At 34.8% G+C, this 26,211-nt stretch carries 24 protein-coding genes; 11 read left to right on the top strand and 13 right to left on the bottom strand.

What is annotated here, in order from left to right:
- Positions 1-2: 2 nt before the first annotated feature.
- The 3 genes from BMX24_RS12940 to BMX24_RS12930 all read right to left on the bottom strand — a co-directional run bounded on the left by BMX24_RS12940 (position 3) and on the right by BMX24_RS12930 (position 6,536).
- Complete coding sequence (locus BMX24_RS12940; protein WP_089793358.1) at positions 3-2,990, bottom strand: hypothetical protein; 2,988 nt, start codon at positions 2,988-2,990, stop codon at positions 3-5.
- Positions 2,991-2,999: 9 nt separating this feature from the next.
- Positions 3,000-4,544 carry a T9SS type A sorting domain-containing protein gene (locus tag BMX24_RS12935; RefSeq protein ID WP_089793356.1) on the bottom strand — a complete coding sequence of 515 codons (1,545 nt, stop codon included), beginning with the start codon at positions 4,542-4,544 and terminating at the stop codon, positions 3,000-3,002.
- Between the two features lie 459 nt (positions 4,545-5,003).
- Positions 5,004-6,536 (bottom strand): trypsin-like peptidase domain-containing protein, encoded by a 1,533-nt coding sequence (locus BMX24_RS12930; RefSeq protein WP_089793354.1) that lies wholly within the window; start codon positions 6,534-6,536, stop codon positions 5,004-5,006.
- 373 nt (positions 6,537-6,909) lie between these two features.
- Here BMX24_RS12930 and trhO point away from each other — a divergent pair, with 373 nt between their 5' ends.
- Together trhO and BMX24_RS12920 are read left to right on the top strand one after the other, a co-directional pair.
- On the top strand, positions 6,910-8,286 hold the full coding sequence (gene trhO, locus BMX24_RS12925; protein WP_089793351.1) for an oxygen-dependent tRNA uridine(34) hydroxylase TrhO: 1,377 nt from the start codon (positions 6,910-6,912) through the stop codon (positions 8,284-8,286).
- 35 nt (positions 8,287-8,321) lie between these two features.
- Positions 8,322-8,867, top strand: coding sequence for a 5-formyltetrahydrofolate cyclo-ligase (locus tag BMX24_RS12920; RefSeq protein WP_317040890.1), 546 nt, complete (start codon positions 8,322-8,324; stop codon positions 8,865-8,867).
- Here BMX24_RS12920 and BMX24_RS12915 read toward each other — a convergent pair.
- Together BMX24_RS12915 and BMX24_RS12910 are read right to left on the bottom strand one after the other, a co-directional pair.
- Entirely contained in the window at positions 8,816-9,397 is a 582-nt protein-coding gene (locus BMX24_RS12915) for a hypothetical protein (RefSeq protein WP_089793348.1), read from the bottom strand. The genes BMX24_RS12920 and BMX24_RS12915 overlap by 52 nt on opposite strands.
- Complete coding sequence (locus tag BMX24_RS12910; protein WP_089793346.1) at positions 9,381-10,562, bottom strand: hypothetical protein; 1,182 nt, start codon at positions 10,560-10,562, stop codon at positions 9,381-9,383. The genes BMX24_RS12915 and BMX24_RS12910 overlap by 17 nt, the downstream gene beginning before the upstream one ends.
- A 184-nt stretch (positions 10,563-10,746) precedes the next feature.
- Here BMX24_RS12910 and BMX24_RS12905 point away from each other — a divergent pair, with 184 nt between their 5' ends.
- Positions 10,747-11,085, top strand: coding sequence for a hypothetical protein (locus BMX24_RS12905; protein WP_089793344.1), 339 nt, complete (start codon positions 10,747-10,749; stop codon positions 11,083-11,085).
- A 136-nt stretch (positions 11,086-11,221) separates the two neighbouring features.
- Here BMX24_RS12905 and BMX24_RS12900 read toward each other — a convergent pair whose 3' ends face one another.
- The 7 genes from BMX24_RS12900 to BMX24_RS12870 form a co-directional block, all read right to left on the bottom strand.
- Positions 11,222-11,989 (bottom strand): TrmH family RNA methyltransferase, encoded by a 768-nt coding sequence (locus tag BMX24_RS12900; RefSeq protein WP_089793342.1) that lies wholly within the window; start codon positions 11,987-11,989, stop codon positions 11,222-11,224.
- Between the two features lie 75 nt (positions 11,990-12,064).
- Positions 12,065-13,597 (bottom strand): DNA recombination protein RmuC, encoded by a 1,533-nt coding sequence (rmuC, locus tag BMX24_RS12895; protein WP_089793341.1) that lies wholly within the window; start codon positions 13,595-13,597, stop codon positions 12,065-12,067.
- Between the two features lie 83 nt (positions 13,598-13,680).
- The gene (locus BMX24_RS12890; protein WP_089793339.1) at positions 13,681-14,436 is read right to left on the bottom strand and encodes a DUF5995 family protein; all 756 of its coding nucleotides are present in this window, start codon (positions 14,434-14,436) and stop codon (positions 13,681-13,683) included.
- A gap of 31 nt (positions 14,437-14,467) precedes the next feature.
- Positions 14,468-15,067, bottom strand: a complete 600-nt coding sequence (locus tag BMX24_RS12885; RefSeq protein WP_089793337.1) for a hypothetical protein — start codon at positions 15,065-15,067, stop codon at positions 14,468-14,470.
- A 2-nt stretch (positions 15,068-15,069) separates the two neighbouring features.
- On the bottom strand, positions 15,070-15,534 hold the full coding sequence (locus BMX24_RS12880) for a YciI family protein (RefSeq protein WP_089793335.1): 465 nt from the start codon (positions 15,532-15,534) through the stop codon (positions 15,070-15,072).
- Between the two features lie 5 nt (positions 15,535-15,539).
- Entirely contained in the window at positions 15,540-16,718 is a 1,179-nt protein-coding gene (gene pncB, locus BMX24_RS12875; protein ID WP_089793333.1) for a nicotinate phosphoribosyltransferase, read from the bottom strand.
- Between the two features lie 95 nt (positions 16,719-16,813).
- The gene (locus BMX24_RS12870) at positions 16,814-17,290 is read right to left on the bottom strand and encodes a Dps family protein (protein WP_089793331.1); all 477 of its coding nucleotides are present in this window, start codon (positions 17,288-17,290) and stop codon (positions 16,814-16,816) included.
- Positions 17,291-17,401: 111 nt separating this feature from the next.
- Here BMX24_RS12870 and BMX24_RS12865 point away from each other — a divergent pair, with 111 nt between their 5' ends.
- From BMX24_RS12865 to BMX24_RS12840, 6 genes are all read left to right on the top strand, one after another.
- Complete coding sequence (locus BMX24_RS12865) at positions 17,402-18,991, top strand: hypothetical protein (protein ID WP_139176842.1); 1,590 nt, start codon at positions 17,402-17,404, stop codon at positions 18,989-18,991.
- Between the two features lie 109 nt (positions 18,992-19,100).
- Entirely contained in the window at positions 19,101-19,514 is a 414-nt protein-coding gene (rpsL, locus tag BMX24_RS12860; RefSeq protein ID WP_002983146.1) for a 30S ribosomal protein S12, read from the top strand.
- 23 nt (positions 19,515-19,537) lie between these two features.
- On the top strand, positions 19,538-20,014 hold the full coding sequence (rpsG, locus tag BMX24_RS12855; RefSeq protein ID WP_089793327.1) for a 30S ribosomal protein S7: 477 nt from the start codon (positions 19,538-19,540) through the stop codon (positions 20,012-20,014).
- 6 nt (positions 20,015-20,020) lie between these two features.
- Positions 20,021-22,138: an elongation factor G gene (gene fusA, locus BMX24_RS12850; protein ID WP_089793325.1), complete on the top strand. Its 2,118-nt coding sequence runs from the start codon at positions 20,021-20,023 to the stop codon at positions 22,136-22,138.
- Between the two features lie 17 nt (positions 22,139-22,155).
- A complete protein-coding gene (gene rpsJ, locus BMX24_RS12845) occupies positions 22,156-22,461 on the top strand; it encodes a 30S ribosomal protein S10 (RefSeq protein WP_002661363.1) in 306 nt (101 codons plus the stop codon).
- 262 nt (positions 22,462-22,723) lie between these two features.
- Entirely contained in the window at positions 22,724-23,563 is an 840-nt protein-coding gene (locus tag BMX24_RS12840; protein ID WP_170835709.1) for a carbonic anhydrase family protein, read from the top strand.
- A gap of 63 nt (positions 23,564-23,626) precedes the next feature.
- On the opposite strand, the gene BMX24_RS12835 is transcribed toward BMX24_RS12840, so the two are convergent.
- Complete coding sequence (locus tag BMX24_RS12835; protein ID WP_089793321.1) at positions 23,627-24,637, bottom strand: terpene synthase family protein; 1,011 nt, start codon at positions 24,635-24,637, stop codon at positions 23,627-23,629.
- A gap of 166 nt (positions 24,638-24,803) precedes the next feature.
- Between BMX24_RS12835 and BMX24_RS12830 the strand changes: the two genes are divergently transcribed.
- The gene (locus tag BMX24_RS12830) at positions 24,804-25,628 is read left to right on the top strand and encodes a GLPGLI family protein (protein ID WP_089793320.1); all 825 of its coding nucleotides are present in this window, start codon (positions 24,804-24,806) and stop codon (positions 25,626-25,628) included.
- Between the two features lie 87 nt (positions 25,629-25,715).
- Positions 25,716-26,210 (top strand): low affinity iron permease family protein, encoded by a 495-nt coding sequence (locus BMX24_RS12825; RefSeq protein ID WP_089793318.1) that lies wholly within the window; start codon positions 25,716-25,718, stop codon positions 26,208-26,210.
- The last annotated feature ends 1 nt before the right edge of the window (position 26,211 follow it).

Here is a 26,211-nt window from a genome sequence, read left to right as displayed (position 1 = left end):
GTTTAGTGTTTGTAGTTGTACTTTAATTGATTCAGCACTTTTCCGTTGATATCTAATACTTTTTCCGGCCTGCCGGCAGAATCATACATACGGATCTCTCTGATCCCTGAAGGAGGAGTGGTAGTTCGTATGCCTATCAACGGATCATAGGTATAAGTTGTTACTATATAATTTGAATTATTCTTTCTGAATGAATCCAAAACAGCCAGGAATGAAGTTTCATCATTATTTGCTGCTGCTGTTGCATCAGCATTTGAAGAATTTACAATACTATCAATCATTGATTGCTGAATATCCGATAGTTTTGCTCCCTCTATTTTTGCAATAGGCAGAGTCTGGTGGTAGCCCCATATTATTGTTGTGGAAATACCTTCTTTTGTAGTATACTGAACAATGTTGCCTTTGCTATCATATTTCTCGAAAGTAACTTCTGTGGACATATTGTTGCTTTGAAGATCAAGAGAAAGCATTGAGGTTGGAAAAAGGTTCGCCGGATTATCATATTTAATTTCGGTTTTACTGACAAGCTCTCCATTATTCTTTACTTGGGTCTCCAAGGGGGTTGCTATCATATTGGCAGCCAGCAAATGCACTATGTTTTTGTCTTTTGCATATTGATAGCTGGTTTCCACATTTGTTCCATCGGAAAATGTTTCTTTCATTAAAGTAGGAGCAAGGTTTACTGTACTGTTTGTACTTTCTGATATTTTATTGATGAATGCACTGGTAGCCGTATCATATGTTTTTGTAATTATTTTCTTTTGCTTTATAATAGAGGGCTCAGCAGTTATATCTCCCACTACTTTATATTTCCTTGAAACATCTCCAGCTGGGAGAGAAGCAAATACATAATCACATTCTATACTCTCTAATAGTTTATTGTCAGAGTCGTAAATTTCTTTTTTGTCTAAAATACCTTCCTTTATCAAATCATACATAGGATAATTACTATCGTTTGGATAAGAATTGAAATTATTTAAATTTATAATAGTTCCTGTTTCATCTTCAAAGTATTTTAAATTATCAGCTGTTGTTTTAAAATAATATTTGATATGACCTTTATTGTTTTCGGAGATTTTCACATTTTTATATAGAATATGAGGGGGTATTCTGGAATCATTATTGTAGTTATAAATCCCATAATCTTCTCGTTTGAACTCCTTTCCGCTGGAATTCATTGAGTTATTAAATTCCGTATATTCATAGTTTAAAGATTTAATGGGAGTAGAAGTGTTGTTATTTTCATAAAATTCAATGTTTTTAACTCTTACCCCTGAATTGTTTGTGCTTACCGCATTTTTATAAGGAGGTAGAATTCTGTCTATGTATCTTAGAGTGGCACCACCTTTGCCTCCTTTTAACAAAAACTTATTGTCAGCTTGGCTGGGGATATTATTATTGTCATTATCTATTGTATATTCTAATTGCTGGGGCAAAATAATTTCTAATGTATATTGTCCAGGGGCTAAAGAATAATATTTACTCCCAGTTTGAGCTTCATATACAAGAGCGTTGTTCGAATTTAAAATTCTAAATTCAAACTTCGGTTTTTGTCCTAAGAATTTTGAATCATAGCTTAATGTCGTAAATTCTTTCATTCCCCATATTCCCGGATAGGGTGGGTCAAATAAGTAACCTTGAAATTCATTTATATAAAATTCTGGAATTTTAACCATTGTTGGTTTTCCATCTGATGTTACAATATTAAAGGGATACTTCAATTGAGCCGTTGAGGACGGATTTTGTTGACTATTAAAGGATAGATTTATATATTTATAAAACTGTACTTCAGGATCTCCAATATTACCTTCGCTTCCACTATATAAAGCATAATTTAAGCCATAATCACTTCCACTTTTATCTCGAAAATATTGATTTGCCTGAAATGTGTATTTTATGACTCCTCCCGTAGGTAAAATTACCTTTTTAAGAAGAAAATTAGAATTAGGATCAGTCCATCCTGGAATAGCTCCTGCCGGAAAATAACTAGGTTCAGTTGTAAGGCCATACTCAAAAGATGTTTTTTCTATGATCTGGGAATTCTTATCAGTTTTTTCTAAAGCTTTAAGATACTCTGAATCATACACTAAATTGGAAGATGATATAACATGATTTTCAGTATCTGTTAAGGTGAATTTTAATAGCTTGTATTCATAAGGCTCGTTAGGAGCTCCTTGATTTGGAGAATAGGCATAGTTTAATGAAACGGTTCCGTATGATGGAGAATAAGCTTTCTGAAGTTCACAGCTTGTATATTTTAATTTCGTAGTATACGGTTCATTATGTATGTTTTTTTGATATGTAAAATTTAAAAGTTCATTATTTAAAGCATCGGTTACTTTACTTAAATAAAAAGCAGATTTGTATTCTTTTCGTTTTTCATTAGCAGTACCTTTATCGGTGACTAATACGGAAGTAGAATAATCACTAAATGTATATCTTATTCCATCGTCATCTGTAATGATGAAAGATGAAATGTTATTTATTTTAGAACCATCACCTGTTGTGAGATATTCAAATTTTAAATTGTTGGGAGATAAATTTATTAACTGAAATGCATTTGTAGTTGCACTTTTTGTGAATTTAAATTTTCCTGATTTTCCTAAAAAACTGTAAAAATAAATATCACGATAACAGCTCGCTGCGTAGCATGAAGAAGTATCATCAGACCAACCGTCAAAATACATATAGGGCGTTTCTCTTGAGATGACTCCTCCTCCAAACAATTTCCAATAATCTCCTATTATATCATTTTTGTAACTGCCATTGGCATGATTATTCACCTTATAGTCTAATGAAAATTCTAATCCAATATTTTTATTTAAAGTTGGCAATTTGACAACAGGAAAATTTATATTCGGTTCCCCGCTTGCTATAGAGGAAGGGTCATCTATATACGCAGACGTCGCTGCTGCTGAAGGGACAGAGTTTTGAGTATAGAACTTGCTATAAAAGAATAAAAAAGGGAGTAGTAAAAATATTTTTTTCATAATTTGTTTTTATTTTTTTATTAATTTTGCACTAGCTGTTTTATTCGTATCAGTCTTAACAGTAACCAGATAAGCCCCCTGAATCAAAGACTGCGTATTAATCTTCGTCACTTTATTCTTAGTTTTTAAGCTTTGCAATTGTCTTCCCGACATATCATACATCAAAATATCAGCTTCCTTAAAATCAAATCCGATTTCCACATAAGCATAATCTGATACTGGATTCGGATAGATCTTAATATCCTGTTTTTCGATCAACTGATCAATTTGCTTATCACCCAGTTTTACAATCTTCCAGTTTTCTTTTCCTAATTCCTCTGCACTGGTTCCGGCTAATACAATTGAACCGTCTCTGTTTAATTTTATATCAGATAGTCTTTCCTCTTTCTTTCTGGACTCACCTTTTATATGTTTTCTCCACTGCTCATTACCATTTTGATCCAGATAAAGCATCCAAAAAGTTTCATCGTCATTTTCAATCCTTCCTTCTGCCTGAGTGTAGCCTCCCAGTAAAATTCCTTTTGAAGTCTTATCATCCGAAGAATGCAAAACGCTCATTCCCATTAAAACATCCCTGTTTTTGAAATTGTAAGATTTCTGCCAGATTTCTTCTCCTCTTTCATCGAGTGAAATCAACCATAAGTCTGTTCCTTCTTCAATCCCCACAGATTTATTTCCAGACCTTTCCGATCTTGATTCTCCTCCGATTAAATAACCTGTAGATGTTAAAGCCAACGTTCTCAAATGATCATCACCTTTTCCTCCGTAGTTTTTCTCCCACTGAACCTTATTATTTTTATCCAATTTGATAATATAATAGTCCCCTTCGCCATAATTTTCAGTCTTCTTTGAGCCTCCAATGCCACCTCGTGAGTATATCCCTAGCAATGCACCTCCATCTCTTGTTGGGATCATTCTTTCAACCTCGTCTAGCCCACGTCCACCAAAAATAGTTTGCGATAATTTTTTTCCGTCCTTATCCAGTCTTACGATGAGAACATCCTTTGATCCGTAGTTTTTAGGTGAGTTTTGAACATTACCCGCAACAAAGAATCCTAAGTCGGTGGTTTGAATAACAGATCTTACTTCTTCATCGGCTGTAGAGCCAATTGTTTTCTGCCAGATTGGGTCTCCAAACTCGTTTAAACGGATCAACCAGAGATCTGATCCTCCTTTAGAATCCTCCTTTTTATCAAATCCTTTTCCTGAGTAAGAAGTACCTGCTAACAAAAATCCTCCTTCCTGAGTAGCTACTGTTGTAGACAAGAAATCATGGTTCCCGCCAACGAAATATTTTTTCCAGATTTCTTCGCCCTGTTGGTTTAATTTTATTAATTTGAAATCGTAACCATTATTCTGCTTACTACCTGAAGCCTGAAGTTTATCACTTTGAATACTGCTTCCTGTAATTAGATATTGCCCGTCGATAGTCGTTGTAACCTGACTTAAAAAATCCTGAGTATCGGATTTAATATCACGTTGCCAAACCACCTCCTGGGCGGATAGGCTAACAAATGTACCTACAAGAAGTACACTCAAATAAAGTTTTTTCATACATTTTTGTTTTTATTAATTGTAATATTGATATACATCATTGAAATATGATGTGTATAATACCTTTAAATTTTAATCGGATTATTTTTCAGAGATAAACCCTGAATTGTGCATATTAGGAAATGCACCCATGGTAGAGTATTTTTTTATTCATCGTTGTGTTTTTTGTGTTGTTTACTTTTGCAAATTTAAAATATTTTAATTTCACCACAAAATGATTTTTTATATTTTCTTTCATAATCTGTTGGTTTATAATTGTACAATACAAATCTAACCCCCTAAAGCGACAAACAATGTCGTATTATAATAAGGATGCAATTTTATTTCTTTAGGTTGGAATTTTAAAATTAAAACAGAAAAACATAAGCTATTGTAACAACTGTTTGTTTCAATAACAAAAAAAACCGTCCTCAATAGAAGACGGTTTTTTTTGATATGAAGTTTAAGTTTAGATTTTTTCTAAGGCATTTTAAATCCTCTCGTATAAATCTGTCCATAAGCATCCACAAATTTCACGGATACATTTCCTGAATATTTATCAAGGATTTTTTCAACGTCTTTTTGTGAATTGACAGGTTTACCATTTATTTCAATAACGATATAATTATCTACGATTCCGATTTTAGCGATCTCGCTTCCTTCCGATACATTTTTGGCAATTACTCCGCTGTTCAAGCCGTAATCGGTTTTAAATCTGTCGCTCAACGGTTCAAACTCGGCTCCGATTTTCTCAGTTACGCTAAGGTCAGCCTTAGTTCTTGTCGAAGTTCCGCCTTTCTGGTCTTTTAAAGTAACAGTTGTCGTTGCTTCTTTACCGTTTCTCTGATAGGTTACAGCCACTTTATCACCCGGACGTTTGCTGCCCACTGCGATCGACAGATCTGCAAAATCTGTTACCGGCGTATTGTCGATACTCGTAATGATGTCTCCTTTTTTCAAGCCTGCGTCTTCAGCACCGCTGTTTTCTCCGAATCCTGTAATATAAACTCCGTTACCAGTTTTTATATTGGTTTTATATTGTTTGTTGTAAGATGCAACTAATTGATCGTCAGAAAGGTCGATTGAAGTAACTCCTAGGAAACCTCTTTGTACGATACCGAATTTCTTAATATCCTCAACAATTTTTCTTGCCAGATTGGAAGGCACTGCAAATCCGTATCCTTGATAATATCCTGTAGTGGACTGAATGGCAGAATTAATACCGATCAAATCACCATTCGTATTTACCAGAGCTCCTCCCGAGTTCCCAGGGTTGATCGCCGCATCGGTTTGGATAAAGCTTTCAATTGGGTTAGCCGCTTTTCCTTGTGAACTTAAAATTCCGATTCCTCTTCCTTTTGCAGAAATAATCCCTGCCGTTACGGTAGAATTCAGTCCAAGCGGATTTCCTACTGCAAGAACCCATTGTCCGACCTCGATATTATCAGAATTGGCAAAATTAAGATAAGGCAATCCTTTTTCTTCGATTTTTAATAATGAGATATCTGTATTCGGGTCAGTTCCTACCAATGTCGCGATATAAGATTTTTTATTGCTTAAAACCACTTCAAGCTTATTGGCACCTGCTACAACGTGATTATTCGAAATAATATAACCATCAGGCGAAATGATTACCCCGGAACCCATTCCTGAAGGCATATTATCCGGAGCTTGTTGTTGCTGTTTCTGTCTTTGCTGTCCTCTTCCTCCAAACGGATCTCCAAAGAAGAAATCAAACAGATCCTGCTCAGATGCTCTGTTTGTTGATCTAGATTGATAATTTTTGATGGTCACTACAGCCGGAACCGTCGTTTTAGCTGCTTTTACAAAATCGTCTCCTACCGCTGCAGAATTCATTCCTGCAAATGTGACATTAGATGCTGATTTTGTGAAGTATGATTGGTCTCCGCTGTTGGAATCATGTCCGAAATATTGTAATGTTCCAACGGTAGTAGCTCCTGAAATAACGCCTACTACTGCAAATGGTAATAGTTTTTTTAAAGTACTCTTCATTGTATATCTTTCTTTGTTATTTATTGGTTTAATTTTTCGTTTTAGTCTAAACAAATTTAATGCTAAATAGGTATGCAGTTAGTATGTAATGTTTCAATTTTAACTAAAATTTAACAGGAATAGCAATAATTTATGCATTATGTCATAATTATTAAAACCCTAATTAACGAATCTTAAAAAATTATTAAAGACAAAATGTCATATATAAGATGTGTTTATAATGACAAAAGTTAAATATAATGGTTAATAAATATAGTGAAATTTAAATAAGCGCAGTATTTCCGTTCTTATTACGATTACAGATGTAATTTTATTTTTATTGAAAAAAGATTATCTTTGCAAAAATTTTTTTCTCACTTAAAACGTTTATAGCATGCAACTGTATAACACCTTAAGCGCAGAAGAAAGAGCTCAACTTATTGATGAAGCCGGTAAGGAACGTCTTACTTTGTCTTTCTATGCGTATGCCAAAATTGAAGATCCCAAAAAATTTCGCGACGAATTATTTATAGCCTGGAATGCCCTTGATGCACTCGGCCGTATATATGTGGCGCATGAAGGAATCAATGCTCAGATGAGTGTTCCTGCAGACAATTTTGAAGCTTTCCGCGATACGCTGGAAGCATACGATTTTATGAGAGGCATCCGTTTGAATGTAGCCGTTGAGCAGGATAACCACTCTTTTTTAAAATTAACCATAAAAGTCAGACATAAAATCGTTGCCGACGGATTGAATGATGAGACTTTTGATGTTACCAATAAAGGAACTCACCTGAAAGCACAGGAATTTAATAATCTCCTTGAAGATCCCAATACGATTGTAGTAGATTTCAGAAATCACTACGAAAGTGAAGTAGGGCATTTTGAAGGAGCCATCACTCCGGATGTTGAAAATTTCAGGGAAAGTTTACCGATTATCAAGGAACAGTTACAGGATTTTAAAGAGGATAAAAACCTTTTGATGTACTGTACAGGAGGTATTCGTTGTGAAAAAGCCAGTGCTTATTTCAAACACCAGGGCTTTAAAAACGTTTACCAATTGGAAGGCGGAATTATTGAGTATACCCGTCAGATAAAGGAAGAAGGGATTGAAAGTAAATTTATAGGTAAAAATTTCGTCTTTGATCATCGATTGGGAGAAAGAATTACAGATGATATCATCGCGCAGTGTCACCAATGCGGAAAACCTTGTGATAACCATACGAATTGTGCTAATGATGCGTGTCATTTACTGTTTATTCAATGTGATGAATGTAAAGCGGCGATGGAAAACTGCTGCTCAACGGAATGTCTGGATATCATCCATTTGCCTGTAGAAGAGCAGGTAAAACTGAGAAAAGGCTTACAGGTTGGAAATAAAGTTTTCAGAAAAGGAAAATCGGAAGCTTTGAAGTTTAAAAAATCCGGTGACCTGCCAAATAAACCTTTAGCAAAAGCGACACCGGCGGGGTCGAAAGATATTCGCCAGAAAATAAAAGTTAAAAAAACTTTGATCGGAAAGGCGGAACATTATTATTCAAAATCAAAAATTGCACAGTTTTTAATTGAAAATAAAGAACTTTCTGTGGGTGATAAAGTTTTGATTTCAGGACCAACAACAGGAGATCAGGAAATTACAATTACACAGATTTTTGTAAACGGAGGTCCTTGTGAAACGGCAAAACCTGGTGATCAGATTACTTTTGAGCTTCCGTTCAGAGTTCGTTTGTCTGATAAATTATATAAGATTCTGCAAAGCGAAAACGCATAATCATCATGTTAAAAGCTGAGATCAGAAAGAAATATATGCAAAAAAGAAAAGCCTTGTCCACCGATGAGGCTTTCTTGTTATCTGAAAAGATTTTTAAAAATTTTATTAATTATTTTCAGCCAAAAGAAGGGGAGAAGGTACATGTTTTCATTCCTATTTTAGAAAGAAATGAAATTAATACCCAGATTTTTATTGATTATTTTTTGAAGCAGAATATTCGTGTTTTTGTGCCGAAAATTGTTGCGGATGAATTAATTAATATAGAAATTTTTGCAGATACTCTATTTGAAACCAGTGCATGGGGAATTCCTGAACCTGTTTCAAATGAAGATTCCGGAGAGAGTTATTTTCATTACGTGATTACCCCTCTTTTATATTGTGATGATAAAGGCAACAGGGTAGGCTATGGCAAAGGTTTTTATGATGCTTTTTTCGAAAGTGTTTCTTCGGAAGTGAAAAAAATCGGAGTTAATTATTTTAACCCCGATGAAATGATCGACGATGTCTGGGAAAATGATATTCCGCTGGACTATTTGGTTACGCCCACAGACGTACTGTCTTTTTTGAATGGATTGGAATAAAAATCTAAAAAGAAAAATTTAAATTCATTATTCGTATTCGGAGTAGAAACTAAAATGTATTGGGCGTTTTTCTCGAAAGATCCCAATGATTTGTTTTTACTGTCGAAATATTCTACATTGAATTTTGCAAAATCCAATGTGTCCTTTTTATAAAAATCTTTATAAACTTCCAGACTGTTCACTTTTACACTTTTTACTTTCAAACTATCCAGTTCATGAAATAATTTTTTAAAAGTAAGGCTATCCGGTTTATGAAAATAACTCTGCATCTGAGAATAGATAACGGTATCAATCTCCGTATTTCTATTTCCCGAAAGATATAAAGTCGAAAGATCCAGCAGCTCCTGCACTTTTTGTTTGGTGATGAGATTGATCGCCTGTGCGCTGTCCATCTTTACGGCAGGATAAGACGCTGTGTTATTACTGTTTCTAAGTTTATCAAGGTCGCTTACTTCTGTTTTTTTATTATTACAGGAAACAAATGCAAGAAGTAATAGGGTAAATAGTAAAAAATTAATTATTCTTTTCATCTGTGGTTGCAATTTTAAATTTAATAGAGATGATCTTTCCTTTACTATCCTTTTTCATTTCAATTACACTTAAATTTTTTAAGGATGTAGTAGGAGTGGTTACTAGTGTGATATATTTTTGTTTGTCAAGTCTTTCGATACCATACGTATTGTTGTCATATACCTGGTAAATGACTGCATTATTGCTGATTAAATTCTCCAGCTGGTTTCTTTTCTGCTTGATCAGAGACAATTGTTCCTCTTTCGGAGCGCCGGTTACATCTTTTATGGAGAAATAATAAGCTGCCATCTTATAATCATCAGGCTTCAGCTCGATCATTTCTTCATCCGGAGCGTTTTCTAAGCTTCGGTTTACCTCCAGATACTCGTAGAATGGCGCACTGATCTGCATTTTCAGGTTTTTATCCTTGGTGGAATAATAAAAACACTCGCCGGGTTTTATTTTAAAAAGGATAGGAGATTCGTTTTCTTTAATAACTTTTATTTCCAGTGTATTGATAACCCCAACACCTCTGTCGGCATCGGTGAAACAATATTTATACGTTTTGGAAAAAATTTCATCCTTGAATCCTAAAATACCGGTAATGATTATCAAAATGGAAGTTACGATCGCCCAAGCGTTCTTTCTGAAGAAATTTTTCTTAGGTTTTGAGCCCTCGGAATTAAGATTTTGTGATAATTCTGATTTTTGGTTAACTGTTTGGCTTTCAGTTATTGATTTTTGTAAATCAGTATTTTCAGGGGCTTTAAATTCTATTTTTTGAGGCAGAATTTCATTTTTTGGTAGTTCAGGAGAATTTGAAACTGTTTTCTCCAATTCCTGTATTTCTTCATCGCTTAAATCGTCATCATCCGTCAGTAATTCTCCGGCAAATAGGTGCTGCTTTTTGAATTCGTACCATGAGTCGTAACCCGCATAAATACTCAATAAATTGAGCATATCAATTCTTGGCAATTTGGTAACGGGAGAAGTTTTGAAATAAGTGTAAAAAGATTTTTCGCTGATGTTTCCTTTAGCCTTTTTGCGAAGATCTTCCTGGAAATATATAATATCTATCCCTTTCCATTTTGATATATCATCATAGGAAGGAGTGTATTCTTTCAAATATTGAGCCTGTACATCCCTTTTCAGCTGCTCAAAGTGTAATATATCTAAATCTGTCAAACTTTTTAAAAGTAATTAATTTATTGATTATCAGTTGTATTAATTTGTAAAACAATTTTACAAAGGTATTACAATTATTTTTCCTAAACAAATTTTCTATCTGCTATACCTTTGTCTTGTTCAAATAACCGAACAGAGAAAAGATTTTATAAAACAATATTAACAAAATTAAATTTAATTTATTATGAAAAAGTCATTATTCGTAGCTGCTATCGCTGCAATCTCTCTAGTTGCTTGTAAAAAAACTGAAGCTACTGCTACAGAAGGAGCTGATTCAGCTGCTGCTGCTACTACTGATTCAGCTGCTGTTGTAGTTGATTCTGCTGCTAAAGTTGTTGATTCTGCTGCTACTACTGCTGTAGATGCTACTAAAGATGCTGCTGCTGCAACTACTGCTGCTGGTACTGAAGCTGCTAAAGACGCAACTAAAGGTGCTGCTGACGCTGCTAAAGGAGCTGCTGATGCTGCTAAAGGTGCTGCTGATGCTGCTAAAGATGCAACTAAAGAAGCTGCTAAGAAATAATTTTAGCTTACGCTTTAAAAATAAAAGAACCGCTCACCCAGTGATGCGGTTTTTTTATGCGCGTAATTTTAATTATGAGTAATTAGTAATGGGTAATAAGTAATGAAAACTATCAACTACTAACAACAAACAACAATTATCCTTTTTTCTGCCTCAAAGCTTCGTAGCAAGTAATCGCTACAGCATTACTCAAGTTTAGAGAGTCGATACTTCCGGCCATTGGAATCAACGTATTTTTCCCTTTTCCGATCCAGAAATCACTTAAACCTGAATGTTCTGTCCCGAATAAAACTGCAGATTTTTCTTTAAAATCTCTTTTGTAAAGATCTTCCGCCGTTTCATCCATGATCGTTGTATAAATATTAAAATTATTTTCCTGAAGAAATTCCAGCGTTTTTTGATTATCCGCCTGAAAAACCTTCATCCCGAAAAGGCAACCGACACTTGATCGTATCACATTTGGATTATAAAAATCAGTTTTACCATCAGAAACAATTAAGGCATCAATTCCGAAAGCTTCGCAGCTTCTTAAAATAGCGCCTAAATTACCGGGCTTTTCAACGCCTTCAACAATAATTACTGTAGAATTATCCTGAGGTTTAAAAGAACTTAAATCTTCCTCCTTAGTTTTATAAACACCGATGATCCCTTCCGAGCTTCCTCGGTAAGCGATTTTCTCGTACACTTTCTCACTCACCAAATGGACTTTCCCTTTTGGTAGTTCTTTTTGAAAAATATTTTCAGAGATAAAGAATTCAACGGGTTCGAAACCAAATTTCTGAGCCCTTTCATTTTCCTGCTGTCCTTCTACGACAAAAACATCTGATTTCTTGCGAAATCGGTTATCTGCAAGAAGTTTGGTAATGTATTTTACTTTTTCGTTCTGGAAACTTTCTATTAACATTCCGCAAAATTATGTAAAATTTATCTTTAAATCCATTAAATAAAAAACCTCAGAGAGGTTCTGAGGTTGTAAAATTTATTCTTCTTGGAGTTCAGATGTATCTTTTGGATTGTCAATTAATTTTAATTCTGAGATTTCTTCATTAGCTTTTGCTCTAGTAATTAAATTTTCAGGAAGATTTTTTGTTGCTTTAGCTCCCATTACTTTTAATCTCTGTGCAGCCGTGACTAAATTTCCTCTTCCATCAATAAGTTTATTCATTGCTCCTTCATATTCAGATTTAGCTTCTTCCATCTTTTTACCAACCTTTAAAAGATTTGCTACGAAACCCTCAAATTTATCATATAGTGCACCTGCTTGACGAGCTATTTCAATAGCATTGTTTTGCTGTTTTTGATTTGTCCACATGCTGTCGATCGTTCTTAAAGTGGCTAATAACGTGGATGGAGTAACAATAACTATATTTTTTTCAAAAGCTTTATTGTATAGTTGATTATCATCGTTTATAGCAATTGCAAAGGCTGGTTCTATTGGAATGAAAAGTAGAACGAAATCAGGGCTTTCCATTTCATATAGATTATGATAGTTTTTTGTTCCTAATTGCTCAATATGTCTTCTTAAAGAAATTATGTGTTCTTTTAAAAATTGAATCTTTATATCGTCATTTTCTTCATTAATATATTTTTCATATGCAACTAAAGATACTTTAGAATCAATAATCATTTTTTTTCCATCAGGAAGATTTATAATAACATCTGGTTGAACACGATTCCCTTCTTCTGTTAAATGGCTCTTTTGAATTTCATATTCACGTCCTTTCTCAAGCCCAGATTTCTCTAAAACTCTTTCTAAAACTAATTCGCCCCAGTTTCCCTGTATTTTGCTATCTCCTTTTAGTGCTTTAGTCAGATTTAAAGTTTCTTTACTCATTTGAGCATTTAAATCTTTCAATCCTATGATTTGTTCTCTTAAAGCAGCATGGTAATCAATACTTTCCTTATGAGTAGTTTCTACCTTTTTTTCAAAATTATTGATTTTCTCTTGAAGTGGGTTTAACAAGTTTTTGATATTCAATTGATTTTGTTCAGTAAATTTTTCAGATTTCTCTTCTAAAATTTCATTGGCCAGATTTTTAAACTGCAACTTGGCTTCCTCCTGAATTTTTGTAATCTCTTCTTTCTGAGTTTCTAAAGATTTCTGCAGACTTTCATTGATAGCGGAAAGCTCAGAATTTTTGGCGAAGATATTTTGTTTCTCCGTTAAAAGACTTTCAATCTGAGCTGTTTGTTTGGAATTGATTTGTTTTTGTTCTAAAAACTGGGTGTTTAAAGATGAGTGTTCTGCAGATATTTTTGCAAATTCGTTCTTTAAGTCATTCAAAAGATCCGTTTGCTGAAGACTGAGTTCTTTTTCTTTATTAATATTCTGAGTAAGTTCCTGAATTTTCAGATTAGAATTTTCTAAATCAGAATTGTTTTTAATGTGTAAATTGTTCAGTTCATCATACGAACTTCTTGAAACCATTGATGATTTCAAGGCGAAATATAGAATAACCGCCCCAATAACTCCTCCGGCAATACATCCGATAATTAAATATGTCATCTCCATGTTTCAAAATTACAAAAAGGAAAGTGGATTTCTTTTATGGGAAACCGTAAATTTTTTATTTGGAAGATTTAAATCCAAAACCTTTAAACATTTTTTGTACTCGATAAAATCTCAATATTCTTCACCACATCACTGCTCTCGCATTTTTTCAATTCCTTCGTTAAAGCAGGAGTGAGGATTTTCGGATTTAAAATTTGTGTGGCAACTTTTGCAGCGGCGTAATCGACAATCCCAATGACAGATTCTCTTAAAAAATTGGGAGTATTTGAAGCGATAACTGCCGTTGCCCAAGATGTATCTCTCGCTTTTGAAATGGCAAAATCTAAAACGGCATTATCTTTTCCATTCGAAATTTTATCAATCAAACCCACCGGATAACAGATTTTATTCAGAGAATCCTGAACTTTCTGGTTGATGGAAGCAATGACATTATTAATATTTTCAAAATCTTTTTTCAGAGGATTGATTTTTCGGTATGGCATGACTGATGCCGCAGAAATTCCCAGGTCGAGATTGATGTGGGCGTTCATTCCCAAGAAAATGTGCTGTAAGATCAGCAGGTTTTTATTTTTTGTTGCTTCAAAGGCAAGATACCAGGAATTTGTACACTTTTTCCCTTTGGAATAGGCGTCCCAGGCTTCAAGATACCGTTGAGCGAAAGCAATATCAAGTTGGGTCATTCTGGGATTGTCCTCAAATTTTTTCTGTTGAATACCTTTTAAAACCTGTGCCGTCATGATTCGGTAAGTGCATGCAAAATATCCTGCAGGACTTTGGTTTTCTTTAGCCCAGATAATGATTTCATCAAGCTTTTTCAGAACTTCTTCTATGGTTTTCATGGTGTTTTTTAGTTTTTATAAATCTAATTATTTATTCACTAAAATATATAAAAAGAAAAAAATATATACAATTTAAAATTGTCGCCATAAAAGTTGCGATAAAAACGGCCAAATTATCTCTCGTTTTATTCGTGAAAAATTTAATAATGAGATAATTAATAATATATATTGGTATTAGTAAAAAGAAATTAAATACTAGTAGAGAATTAATTGATGCAAGAAGTAAAAACATAATCATCGTACTCACAACAGATGCTATTATAGCTCCAAAAAAACTGTTTATTACCGTATTGGAGTCGACTTTTAAATTCTCGGTTGTATAATGGATATCCGCATACTTTTCTTCGACAAGAATTCTTATTTCCTGTCTCGATAATATATCCGAACTTAATAATGAAAGGGCTTCTTCTTTTGAAGATTTATTTAAGTAATGCTGATGAATTTCCCGGATAATCTTATTGCGTTCGTTCAATATTTGTTTTTGATTTTCAATTTCTTTTTTAAAATCATCGATAGAACCTCTTTTTGAAATTTCTTCTAAAAGTTCATTGCTCGGTTTTCCTTGATAATCAACCTGATTTTTATAAGATTCAATTAAATCATTATGTGAAAACTTACTGTAAAAGCCCATGATTACGGATTCTCCTTCGCAATCTCCTTATGATGCTCCAAATATGTTGGCAACGCTGCCGAACCATACCAAGGGAAAATTTCATATGAAAAAACGCCAGCCTGAACTGCCGGATCTGTTTTTACCCATTGCTCGGCTTCCTCTTTGGATTTGGTATTGAAAATAAACATACCGCGGTAGTTTTCTTTATTTTTTTCAAGAAATGGGCCTGCAACAACTATTTTTCCTTCGTCTGCCAGTTTTCCAATATTTCCTAAATGTCCTTTCATCAGTTCGCCCATTTTGGCTTTGTCCTCTATTTTTGTTGGTCCGGTTGTGAGCATGACGATGGTGTAGGCTTTCATTCCGTATTTGTCGGCGCCCTGTTTTGTGGCAAGCTCCTGATTGTATTTTGGCTGTTCTGTTGTCTTTTGTGCTAATGAAAATGTTGCTGCGAAAAGCCACACTATTAAAATAAATTTTTTCATCTTGATTACTCTTTTATTCTTAAAAATTCTTTTGCCAGTTCGATCATTTTTGGATCTCCCGTGTATTTTCCACGCTCGTCGGAAAGTTTTACCGTTGGAATCCATTCGTGGTTCGGAGCCTGTACTCCGATTAATTTCATTACGATATTCATTGGTTTTAAACCGACATCATTGGTAAGATTGGTTCCGATTCCGAAAGAAATCCCGATTTTTCCTCTGCAGTAGTTGGTAATTTCCTCTACTTTTTCAAGATTTAAGGCATCGGAGAAAATGATATATTTAAATAACGGATTGATTCCGTGTCTTTGATAGTGGGCAATCGTTTTATCAGCAAATTCCAAAGCGTCACCGCTGTCGTGGCGAACACCGTCGAACAGTTTGGCAAATTTTTTATCAAACTGCTGGAAGAAAACATCCGTTGTATAAGTATCTGAAAGGGCAACTCCCAGATCGCCTCTGTAGACATCAACCCAATGTTCGAGTGCCAATTCATTGGCCATTTTGAAACCATATTCCGCAGCGTGGAACATAAACCATTCGTGAGCGTGAGTTCCGATGGGCTTTACACCATACTTCATGGCAAAATGTACGTTGGAGCTTCCGATGAATGTAGATTCTTTTTTATGTGTTAATGCTTCCATTACCAGATTCTGAACTTTATAAGAATGTCTTCTCCTTGTCCCGAATTCTGCGAAATTCACACCCAGCTTTGCTAGAGAATCGGCTTTTTCAAGTGTTTTACTCATGACAACCTCGTTGGAATCTCTTTCCATATGGTTCATTTCATAATGCAACTCACTGATTAAGGCCAATAAAGGCACTTCCCAAAGAATCGTTCTGTACCAAAGCCCTTCCACTGTGACGGAAAGTTCGGTTCCATCCTGATGAATTTTTACTTCAGACGGATCGTAATGGTATCCTTCAAGAAAATCCAGATAGGGTAGATCGATGTAAGGGCAGGTTCTGGCCATGAATTTTTTTTCATCTTTCGTTAATTTAAGTTCGGCCATTTTGTTTACGGCTTCTCTTAAAGCAACATCAAAACCTTCCGGAAACTGATGTTTCCCCCTGTTGATAAATTCGTATTTTACTATAGAACCAGGGAATAATTTTACTACCGCATTCTGCATAGTAATTTTATAAAAATCATTATCTAAAATGGAATTCAACCGTACGTCGTGCATAATTGTGTATTTTATACGCAAATATAATAATTAAAAATAAAATCGCCTAAATGTAAGGCGATTTTTTTAATATTTTCAGATGAATTTTTTTATGTTTACTTACCCAGGTAAGAGTTATACATCCATACTTCTTTTTCCTGTTCCGTGATGTAGTCGCTCATCTGAGAGTTTGTACCCTCGTCACCGGCCTGATCTGTGATGTCTAAAAGCTCTCTCTGCAGATCGATCACCACTTTGAAAGAACTCAAAATATTTTCAACGCTTTTTGTAGCGTCGGTTACTTCCTTGCTTTCTTTAATGGTAGCCACCTTCAGATAATCGGAATAATTGTGTGCCGGTGTCGCTCCCAATGTCAGAATTCTTTCGGCAATTTCATCAATTTTTAAAACAAGACTATTGTAAAGTTCCTCGAATTTCGGGTGAAGTGTAAAGAACTGGTCACCTTTGATATTCCAGTGAGAACCTCTTGTGTTTTGGTAAAAAACAGAATAGTTTGCCAAAAGAATATTCAGTTTTTCTGCAATTTTCTTGCAGTCGGTTTCTTTAAGACCGATGATATTCGCATTTTTCATATTATATGGTAGTTTATTTTTATACCACAAATTTAAATAAATATTATGCCGAAAATATGGTTGGATGATTGATGATACTTATCTTTGAGATTTTTATAATGTATTTAAAATATGAGTTTTTCATCAAATGTTAGTGTAAAGAGTTTTCTGATGTCGCTCATCATATTCTTTGCTGTCTGTTTAGGATATTACCTTAATGTGCTGGCGAAAACGGACGGGCATTATGTGTATCTTATAGATGATGCTTATATTCATTTGGCGATGGCTAAAAACTTTGCGCTGTACGATGTTTGGGGAATTACGAGATATGAATTTTCTTCCACTTCATCGTCACCTTTATTCACTTATCTTTTGAGTGTTTTGATTCAGTTTTTCGGGAATAATGACCAGCTTCCGCTTTATTTTAATGCGATTTTCGGGCTGGGAATCGTTTATTTTCTCAATCAATATTATTCGGAGTTTTTTAAAAATGTAAAAAATATTGTTGCTGCAGTCTTATTTACGCTGTTCTTTGCCGTACTGCATTTGCAGCTTCTGTCGGGGATGGAACATGTTTTCCATGTTTTTTTATTGGTTGTAAACATTTTCTGCCTCTCCAATTTTAAAAATAAAACGGCTGTTTTCGGATTTTACTTTTCTTTATTATTAATGGGAGTGGTGCGTTTCGAGAGTATGTTTTATTTCGTAAGCCTGGCTTTTGGTTTTATTTTAATTAAAAAATGGAAGGAAGCAGCTGCTGTTTTATTAATCGGGTTCATTCCGGTTGCCATTTTCTGTTATATTAATTATCAGCATGACGGCTATCTTTTTCCAAATTCGGTAGTGGTGAAGGGAACGAAATTTACTTTTGACTCGAATCTTCCCCATCAATTAAAATCAATGTTGCTGGATAATTTTTTATTCAATAAAAGTTTCTACAAAATCGGATTTCTTCCTATTATAATGTGTGCGATCTTTATTGTAAAAGATTTTAAAAAGAAAAATTATAATGATCTTGTTAAAGACAATTTTCTGCTGATTGTAATTTCATTATTAATGATCTGTCATTCTATGTTCGCTGATTTAAGGGGGAATTTTCGGTATGAAGCTTATATTCTGACCGGTTTTTCAATGGCTTTGATCCCCAAAATGAAAGCTTTATTTGAAGATTTTAAAAATTATATTAAAAAGGAGAAATTAATTTCTGTTTTGGTTTTAATGAATATTTTCCTGCTGATTTACAAATTTTCTTTTGCGCATCAAATGCTGGATAATGGCGGGAAGAATATTTATGAACAACAAATTCAGTCTGCAAAATTTTTGCATACCTATTATAATACCAGTAAAGTTGTCGCGAATGATATCGGGGCTATTACCTATTTTACCAATATTCATCTATTGGATATCGTCGGTTTGGGATCGAAGGAAATGATTCCTTTTAATGAAAATAAAAAACAGCTTGATCAGCATTTTGAAGATTTTCTGACAAAATATACGAGTAATAAAAAATACGATGTTGCAGTAATTTATGATGAATGGTTTCAGGGATACGTTCCGAAAACCTGGAAAAAAGCCGCTGTTTTAAAAATAAAAAACCGCATTACCGTTTCAAAAGATGAAGTTTCTATTTATTCTGTAGATGCCGATAATTTTCAACAGCTTAAGCAAAATATCAGACAATTTAAGTGGAACAGAAATGTAGAGGTTCTCACTGTCGATTAATTGTAAGTGCCTGTTAATTAATTTTTAATAAAAAAGATTATTTCTACACAACCATTTGTAGATTAAAAAATTATTACTATTTTTGCACCCTAAAATAAAAAGCAATTAAATGCCTACTATTCAACAATTAGTAAGAAAAGGAAGAGCCACGCTTGCCAAGAAGAGCAAATCGGCTGCCCTTGATTCTTGTCCACAAAGACGTGGTGTATGTACGAGAGTATATACTACTACACCTAAGAAACCAAACTCTGCACTAAGAAAAGTTGCAAGGGTAAGACTTTCTAATGGTAAAGAAGTGAACGCCTACATCCCGGGCGAAGGACATAATCTTCAAGAGCACTCGATAGTATTGGTAAGAGGCGGAAGGGTGAAAGACCTACCGGGAGTACGTTACCACATCGTAAGAGGTGCATTAGACACTGCAGGTGTAAATGGAAGAACACAGAGAAGATCGAAGTATGGAGCTAAGAGACCTAAGCCAGGTCAAGCTGCAGCTGCACCAGCAAAAGGAAAGAAAAAATAATCATTAAATAAGGTACAAAAACAATGAGAAAGACAAAAGCGAAAAAAAGACCGTTGTTACCAGATCCAAAGTTTAATGATCAATTGGTAACAAGATTCGTAAACAACCTAATGCTTGACGGTAAAAAGTCAATCGCATTCAAAATTTTCTATGATGCATTGGATATCGTAGAAACTAAAAAAGGTGATACAGAAAAAACATCTCTAGAAATCTGGAAAGATGCCCTTACTAATGTAATGCCTCACGTAGAGGTACGTTCTAGAAGAGTAGGTGGAGCTAACTTCCAAATCCCAATGCCAATCAGAGCTGATAGAAAAATTTCTATGGCAATGAAATGGTTAATCAAATATTCTAAAGCTAGAAATGATAAGTCTATGGCTTTGAAATTAGCTAACGAAGTTGTAGCTGCTTCAAGAGAAGAAGGTGCAGCTTTCAAAAAGAAAACTGATACTCACAAAATGGCGGAAGCTAACAAGGCTTTCTCACACTTCAAATTCTAATCTGAAATGGGAAGAGATCTTAAATTTACAAGAAATATTGGTATTGCTGCTCACATCGATGCAGGTAAGACTACCACTACAGAAAGGATTTTATTCTATACAGGTGTAAACCACAAAATTGGAGAGGTTCACGATGGTGCTTCTACAATGGACTGGATGGAACAGGAAGCAGAAAGAGGTATTACCATTACTTCTGCTGCAACTACTTGTAACTGGAATTTCCCAACAGATCAGGGAAAAAAATTACCTGAAACAAAACCTTACCACTTCAACATCATCGATACACCGGGACACGTTGACTTTACAGTAGAAGTTAACAGATCTTTGAGAGTATTAGATGGTTTGGTATTCCTTTTCTCTGCAGTAGACGGAGTAGAGCCTCAGTCTGAAACAAACTGGAGACTTGCTGACAACTACAAAGTAGCAAGAATGGGATTCGTAAACAAAATGGACAGACAAGGTGCTGACTTCTTGAACGTTGTAAAACAAGTAAAAGAAATGTTAGGATCTAATGCAGTTCCAATCGTTTTACCAATCGGTGCTGAAGAAGATTTCAAAGGGGTTGTAGACTTAATTAAAAACAGAGCTATCATCTGGGATGAAGCAGGACAAGGTGCGACTTATGAAGTAGTTCCAATTCCTGATGACATGAAGGATGAAGTAATGGAATATAGAGAGAAATTAGTAGAAGCTGTAGCTGATTATGATGAAACTTTGATGGAGAAATTCTTCGAAGATCCGGATTCAATTTCTGAAGAAGAGATCAACGAAGCGCTTAGAAAAGCTACTATCGACCTTTCTATCATTCCTATGACTTGTGGTTCTTCTTTCAAAAACAAAGGAGTACAGTTCATGCTTGATGCTGTTTGTAAATATCTTCCTTCTCCACTAGATAAGGATAATATCGCAGGTACAGACCCAAGAACTGACGCTGAAATCGAAAGAAAGCCATCTGTTGAAGAGCCTTTCGCTGCATTAGCGTTCAAGATTGCTACTGACCCGTTCGTAGGTAGATTAGCATTCTTCAGAGCTTATTCAGGAAGATTGGATGCTGGTTCTTATGTTTTGAACACAAGATCTGGAAACAAAGAAAGAATTTCTAGAATCTATCAAATGCACGCTAACAAGCAAAATCCGGTTGAATATATCGAAGCTGGAGATATTGGTGCTGCTGTAGGATTTAAAGATATTAAAACAGGAGATACTTTATCTGATGAAAAGAACCCAATCGTTCTTGAATCTATGATCTTCCCAGATCCGGTAATCGGTATCGCTGTTGAGCCTAAAACTAAGGCAGACCAGGATAAAATGGGTAACGCTCTTGCTAAATTGGCAGAAGAGGATCCTACTTTCCAGGTGAAGACTGACGAGGCTTCTGGACAAACAATTATCTCTGGTATGGGTGAGCTTCACTTGGATATCATCGTAGACCGTATGAGAAGAGAGTTTAAAGTAGAAGTTAACCAAGGTCAGCCGCAAGTAGAATACAAAGAAGCTCTTACACAAAAAGCTAACCACAGAGAGGTTTACAAAAAGCAATCTGGAGGTAGAGGTAAGTTCGCGGATATCGTATTCGAAATCGGTCCTGCAGACGAAGGTAAAACAGGTCTTGAATTCGTTAACGAAATTAAAGGTGGTAACATTCCTAAAGAATTTATCCCTTCAGTTGAAAAAGGATTCAGAGAAGCTATGAAAAATGGTCCATTAGCTGGATTCGAAGTTGAATCTATGAAGATTACATTGAAAGATGGATCTTACCACCAGGTTGACTCGGATCAGCTATCTTTCGAACTTGCTGCAAAGTTAGGTTTCAAAGAATCTGGTAGAGCTGCTAAAGCGGTTATCATGGAACCAATCATGAAACTGGAAGTAGTAACTCCTGAAGAGTACATGGGTGATATCGTAGGAGACCTTAACAGAAGAAGAGGTACAGTAAACGGTATGGATGACAGAAATAACGCTAAAGTTATCAAAGCTTTCGTTCCGCTTTCTGAGATGTTCGGTTATGTAACTTCTCTTAGAACATTATCTTCAGGTAGAGCAACATCTTCTATGGAATTCGAAAGGTATGAAGCTGCTCCTACAAACGTTGCTGAAGAAGTAATCGCTAAGGCTAAAGGTTAATATTAAATTAGATTAAAATGTCACAAAGAATCAGAATAAAACTTAAATCTTACGATTACAACTTGGTAGATAAATCTGCAGAGAAAATCGTAAAAACGGTAAAGGCTACAGGGGCTGTTGTAAACGGACCAATTCCATTGCCAACAAATAAGAGAATCTTCACTGTGTTGAGATCTCCACACGTAAACAAGAAAGCTAGAGAACAGTTCCAATTATCAGCTCACAAGAGACTAATGGATATCTACTCTTCTTCTTCTAAAACGGTGGATGCTCTAATGAAATTAGAGTTACCAAGCGGTGTAGATGTAGAAATTAAAGTGTGATAACGAGCACTTAAGCCGTGATTATATAAAAATCCGTTCCTTTTTGGGACGGATTTTTACTTTTTATTCCATTGTTTTATTTTTAATGAATAACTTGGAATACTGCATTATTATTTCTTTTATTTTAATTAAAATTTTTCGTCATTTTAACAAATTTTGTGATCGATTAAAAGGTTATTAAAATGCTGACATCCTGTTTGTTAGAATTAGAATTGTATTTAAATTTGCTTGTATAAAAACATAAATAAAAATTTAAATGCAAATGAGAAAAAAAGAAAACAATGCATTGGGCTTCAGATCCAGTGTGAGAAAAGCTGCTATCGCTTTTGGACTTATTCCTTTATTGGCGATTTCATGTCATAACGACAGTGCAATAATGGAATTGAATTCCTATCCGTCGAATATCATCAGTACACCCATTATTACGACAAATATTCCGGCAGCAGTTGCAGAATCCCAGACACCGATTAATATTGAGCCGTCAAAAGCTGTTCCTTTTCGCAGTATAGATCCTACGATCCATTACGGTGCGGTTACTTTGAATTCGGTAGTGAATAATGCCGGTGAAAACCTTAAAGTAAACGTAAGTGGTGCAGATAATTTTAATAACTATATTACTGTAGGAGGGAAAAAATATAATTTGGTGAATTTTCACTTCCACTACAGCAGTGAACACACGGTCGACGGGAAATACAGCACCATGGAAATTCATTTTGTGAATGTTGCTTCTGATAATTCTTATGCAGTAGTGAGTGTTTTGGTAGATCTTGGCAGTGGTAATTCTTCACTTCAGAATTTATTTGCCCTATCTCCAACAACAAGCAATGGGGTTAATTCTCCTAACACGACTTACGATATTTCGAATTTGTTGCCTAGCAATACCAACCAGTATTTTACGTACAGCGGTTCGCTTACTACGCCTAACTTTGGTGCAAACTCATCTACTCCAAACGGAGGTCCGGTGACATGGTTTGTATTTAAGAATAAACAGCAGTTGTCTACTGACCAATTCAATTCTTACAAATCAATCTATGCTGAGCCAAACTTCCGCGCAATTCAGCCTTTAAATGGAAGAACGGTATATGTAAACCCAGGTTTTTAAAACAATATAAATAATTAAGAGAAAAAGGAATCATTGCGATTCCTTTTTTTATTTTCCAAAAGATTATGTAGGTTTATATTCCCCTTCCACATATCCGCCATTCACATAGCGTGAGGTATCATTTGTATGCCATGCAAAAACTCCTGCTACCATGATTCCTAAATCTTGTACATAATTATATGTCATATCTTGCCATTTTCCAAATTGAGGTAAATTTTCGTGTAATAATAAAAATTCATTCAGATAGCTGTCATGAAGCTCAAGTGCATCCATATATGCTTCTTTTAAAGTGATTTTATTTTCTTGTTGGAGAACTTTTACAAGATTCATGGTATCTCCTTCCCGGTGAAGTTCTTTGGGTAAAGAGATAATATCATTATGGATACCGATCATCAGAGAGCAAAGTGTATGTAAACGCAGAATATAAGGATCTTCTAATATTTCATCGGGTAAAAGGCGGTAATCTTTTTGCATAGCGACATATTTGCAAAAAGGCAGAGCGCCGCTTGTATTGTTCCTGATTATTAAATAAATGGACAGTGGAGGAATTGCATTTGCCCTGTAGTATGCTCTTTCATGTGAATATCCAGTAAGAATCCCAAATATCGCCTGCAAGAATTTTTGATATAATCGATCGGGCATTTCACGTGTAATGGTATACTGTCTCAAAGTCCAAAACTGATAAAATATACCATTTTCGGTAGGTTCATTGGGTTCTTCTCCTGTGAGGATTGCAATAATACGGTTATTTATCTTGTCCATTTCATCAGGAGTACAGAGATCCAGATAATCATCCATCATTGCTCCATTGGCTGCATAGCAGGCTAAAGGTCGCAGCTCAGCCAATGTTTTTAAAAATGGACAGCCTCGTGATGCAATATCGACCAAATTATGCTGTTTGTGTTTTTGGCGAGCCATCTCACTATGAAAAAAATAATCTTTATCGATCATTTCGTAATATTCTTCCCGTTGTTTCTGGAAATCGGGATGTATAAAATCCGGAAAAGGGTACTTAGGTTGTGGAAGTTCCTGTAAGCCGGCATAAAATTCTTCATTTGAAATTGGTGTTTTCATGATAATAAATTTTTATGATTAAAGTTTTTTAAAATTAATTCAAAAAAATGAGATATAAGTTTTCAAAAAAAAGATGTAAAATTATTTTATTTAAAGTTGTTTGAAATTAATACTATTATGTATTGCAAGGTTCTATTTATTTTATATATTTGTAAAAAATATTACTATGAAAAGAATTCTATTAATAATGGTATTGATGAGTTTCTGTTTTAATGCACAGACGAACCGATTTATTTATGAGCTTCAATTTAAAAGAGATTCAACGCAGACGCAGCTTGATAAACTAAACTTTGTACTGGATGTCAATCCAAAAGATGTGAAGTTTTATGAATACTATTATCTTGAGTCAGATTCCATCAATAAAGTACATGGAAACTACGAAAATCAATACGGTGGTGAATTTCCGACTTTGAAACGTGAGCGAAATTCTTTTAAAAACAAGAATTATGAACTGATCAATTTCGATATGTTCACCTACACGACAGAAGATAAAATCAATTGGAAATTATCCGATGAAACTAAAAAAATGGGGGACTACACTTTACAAAAAGCAACGGCAGATTTTGGAGGTAGAAAGTGGACGGCGTGGTTTAATAAAGATATTAATATCTCGGAAGGTCCTTACAAATTCAATGGTTTGCCGGGATTGATCTTTGAGCTGCAGGATTCGAAATCCAATTTCATTTTCACATTGGTAAAAAACAGAAAATTAAAAGAAACTTACGACACTTCCGGAATTGTTGAATCTTTCTATGGAAGAAAACCTCTGGAAATTTCCGAGAAAATCAGGCAAAAGAAAAAGAAAGAGTTTTTCAATGATCCGCTGGCGAATATGAGAAATAATTTTAAGGAAAATATGCAGGGACAAATGTTTGTGATGGGAACGAAAATTACCAACATAGAGCAGTTTAATGACCTGAGCAAAAAACTTCAGGAGATGCTCAGAAAAATCAATAATCCGATTGAGCTGGACAAGGCCATAAAATATTAAAATACAATAATCAATTAATTAAAACCTTAAAACTCTGCCTATTTCGGCGGAGTTTTTGCTTAATTTGTTGTATAAAAAACTGATAAAATGGATAAATCAACTAAAAGTATTTTCGAAAAATTTTCAGACTGGGGAACAAAATTTACCGGAAGCTCTTACGCATTTTTCGGGGCTACAACCATTGTCGTAGCATGGGCGCTTACAGGACCTATTTTTGATTATTCTGAAACGTGGCAGCTTATCATTAATACGGGAACAACCATCATCACTTTTTTGATGGTTTTTCTTATTCAGAAGGCTCAGAACAAAGATTCTAAAGCCATTCAGATAAAATTAAATGAACTCATTGCCGCCAACGAAAAAGCCAGTAACAGAATTGTAGACATAGAAGACCTGACGGAAAAAGAACTCGACCAGCTGCATTGCTATTATGAAAAACTTGCTGATTTTGCCGAAGAAGATACGGATATACATTCTTCACATTCTATCGATGCTGCAAAGAGAAATCAAAATTCGAAACACGAAAGCTTCAAAAGAAAGCATGAAGAATGGCTGAGACAACAAAAAAAGGAATCACATTGAT

Origin of the sequence: Chryseobacterium wanjuense, from assembly GCF_900111495.1 — a bacterium.
GTDB lineage: Bacteria > Bacteroidota > Bacteroidia > Flavobacteriales > Weeksellaceae > Chryseobacterium > Chryseobacterium wanjuense.
The sequence above is the reverse complement of the archived record's forward strand: the minus strand, read 5'-3'. Positions and strand labels throughout refer to the sequence as shown.

Bases quoted from the DNA above. Each gene is read 5' to 3' on its own strand.
- trhO (WP_089793351.1), top strand. From the start codon at position 6,910: ATGCAACTGTATAACACCTTAAGCGCAGAAGAAAGAGCTCAACTTATT.
- rpsL (WP_002983146.1), top strand. From the start codon at position 19,101: ATGCCTACTATTCAACAATTAGTAAGAAAAGGAAGAGCCACGCTTGCC.
- BMX24_RS12920 (WP_317040890.1), top strand. From the start codon at position 8,322: ATGCAAAAAAGAAAAGCCTTGTCCACCGATGAGGCTTTCTTGTTATCT.
- pncB (WP_089793333.1), bottom strand. From the start codon at position 16,718: ATGCACGACGTACGGTTGAATTCCATTTTAGATAATGATTTTTATAAA.
- BMX24_RS12840 (WP_170835709.1), top strand. From the start codon at position 22,724: ATGAGAAAAAAAGAAAACAATGCATTGGGCTTCAGATCCAGTGTGAGA.
- BMX24_RS12885 (WP_089793337.1), bottom strand. From the start codon at position 15,067: ATGGGCTTTTACAGTAAGTTTTCACATAATGATTTAATTGAATCTTAT.
- BMX24_RS12935 (WP_089793356.1), bottom strand. From the start codon at position 4,544: ATGAAAAAACTTTATTTGAGTGTACTTCTTGTAGGTACATTTGTTAGC.
- fusA (WP_089793325.1), top strand. From the start codon at position 20,021: ATGGGAAGAGATCTTAAATTTACAAGAAATATTGGTATTGCTGCTCAC.
- BMX24_RS12930 (WP_089793354.1), bottom strand. From the start codon at position 6,536: ATGAAGAGTACTTTAAAAAAACTATTACCATTTGCAGTAGTAGGCGTT.
- BMX24_RS12915 (WP_089793348.1), bottom strand. From the start codon at position 9,397: ATGAAAAGAATAATTAATTTTTTACTATTTACCCTATTACTTCTTGCA.
- BMX24_RS12900 (WP_089793342.1), bottom strand. From the start codon at position 11,989: ATGTTAATAGAAAGTTTCCAGAACGAAAAAGTAAAATACATTACCAAA.
- BMX24_RS12880 (WP_089793335.1), bottom strand. From the start codon at position 15,534: ATGAAAAAATTTATTTTAATAGTGTGGCTTTTCGCAGCAACATTTTCA.
- rpsJ (WP_002661363.1), top strand. From the start codon at position 22,156: ATGTCACAAAGAATCAGAATAAAACTTAAATCTTACGATTACAACTTG.
- BMX24_RS12830 (WP_089793320.1), top strand. From the start codon at position 24,804: ATGAAAAGAATTCTATTAATAATGGTATTGATGAGTTTCTGTTTTAAT.
- BMX24_RS12825 (WP_089793318.1), top strand. From the start codon at position 25,716: ATGGATAAATCAACTAAAAGTATTTTCGAAAAATTTTCAGACTGGGGA.
- rmuC (WP_089793341.1), bottom strand. From the start codon at position 13,597: ATGGAGATGACATATTTAATTATCGGATGTATTGCCGGAGGAGTTATT.
- rpsG (WP_089793327.1), top strand. From the start codon at position 19,538: ATGAGAAAGACAAAAGCGAAAAAAAGACCGTTGTTACCAGATCCAAAG.
- BMX24_RS12870 (WP_089793331.1), bottom strand. From the start codon at position 17,290: ATGAAAAATGCGAATATCATCGGTCTTAAAGAAACCGACTGCAAGAAA.
- BMX24_RS12940 (WP_089793358.1), bottom strand. From the start codon at position 2,990: ATGAAAAAAATATTTTTACTACTCCCTTTTTTATTCTTTTATAGCAAG.
- BMX24_RS12835 (WP_089793321.1), bottom strand. From the start codon at position 24,637: ATGAAAACACCAATTTCAAATGAAGAATTTTATGCCGGCTTACAGGAA.
- BMX24_RS12905 (WP_089793344.1), top strand. From the start codon at position 10,747: ATGAAAAAGTCATTATTCGTAGCTGCTATCGCTGCAATCTCTCTAGTT.
- BMX24_RS12865 (WP_139176842.1), top strand. From the start codon at position 17,402: ATGAGTTTTTCATCAAATGTTAGTGTAAAGAGTTTTCTGATGTCGCTC.
- BMX24_RS12890 (WP_089793339.1), bottom strand. From the start codon at position 14,436: ATGAAAACCATAGAAGAAGTTCTGAAAAAGCTTGATGAAATCATTATC.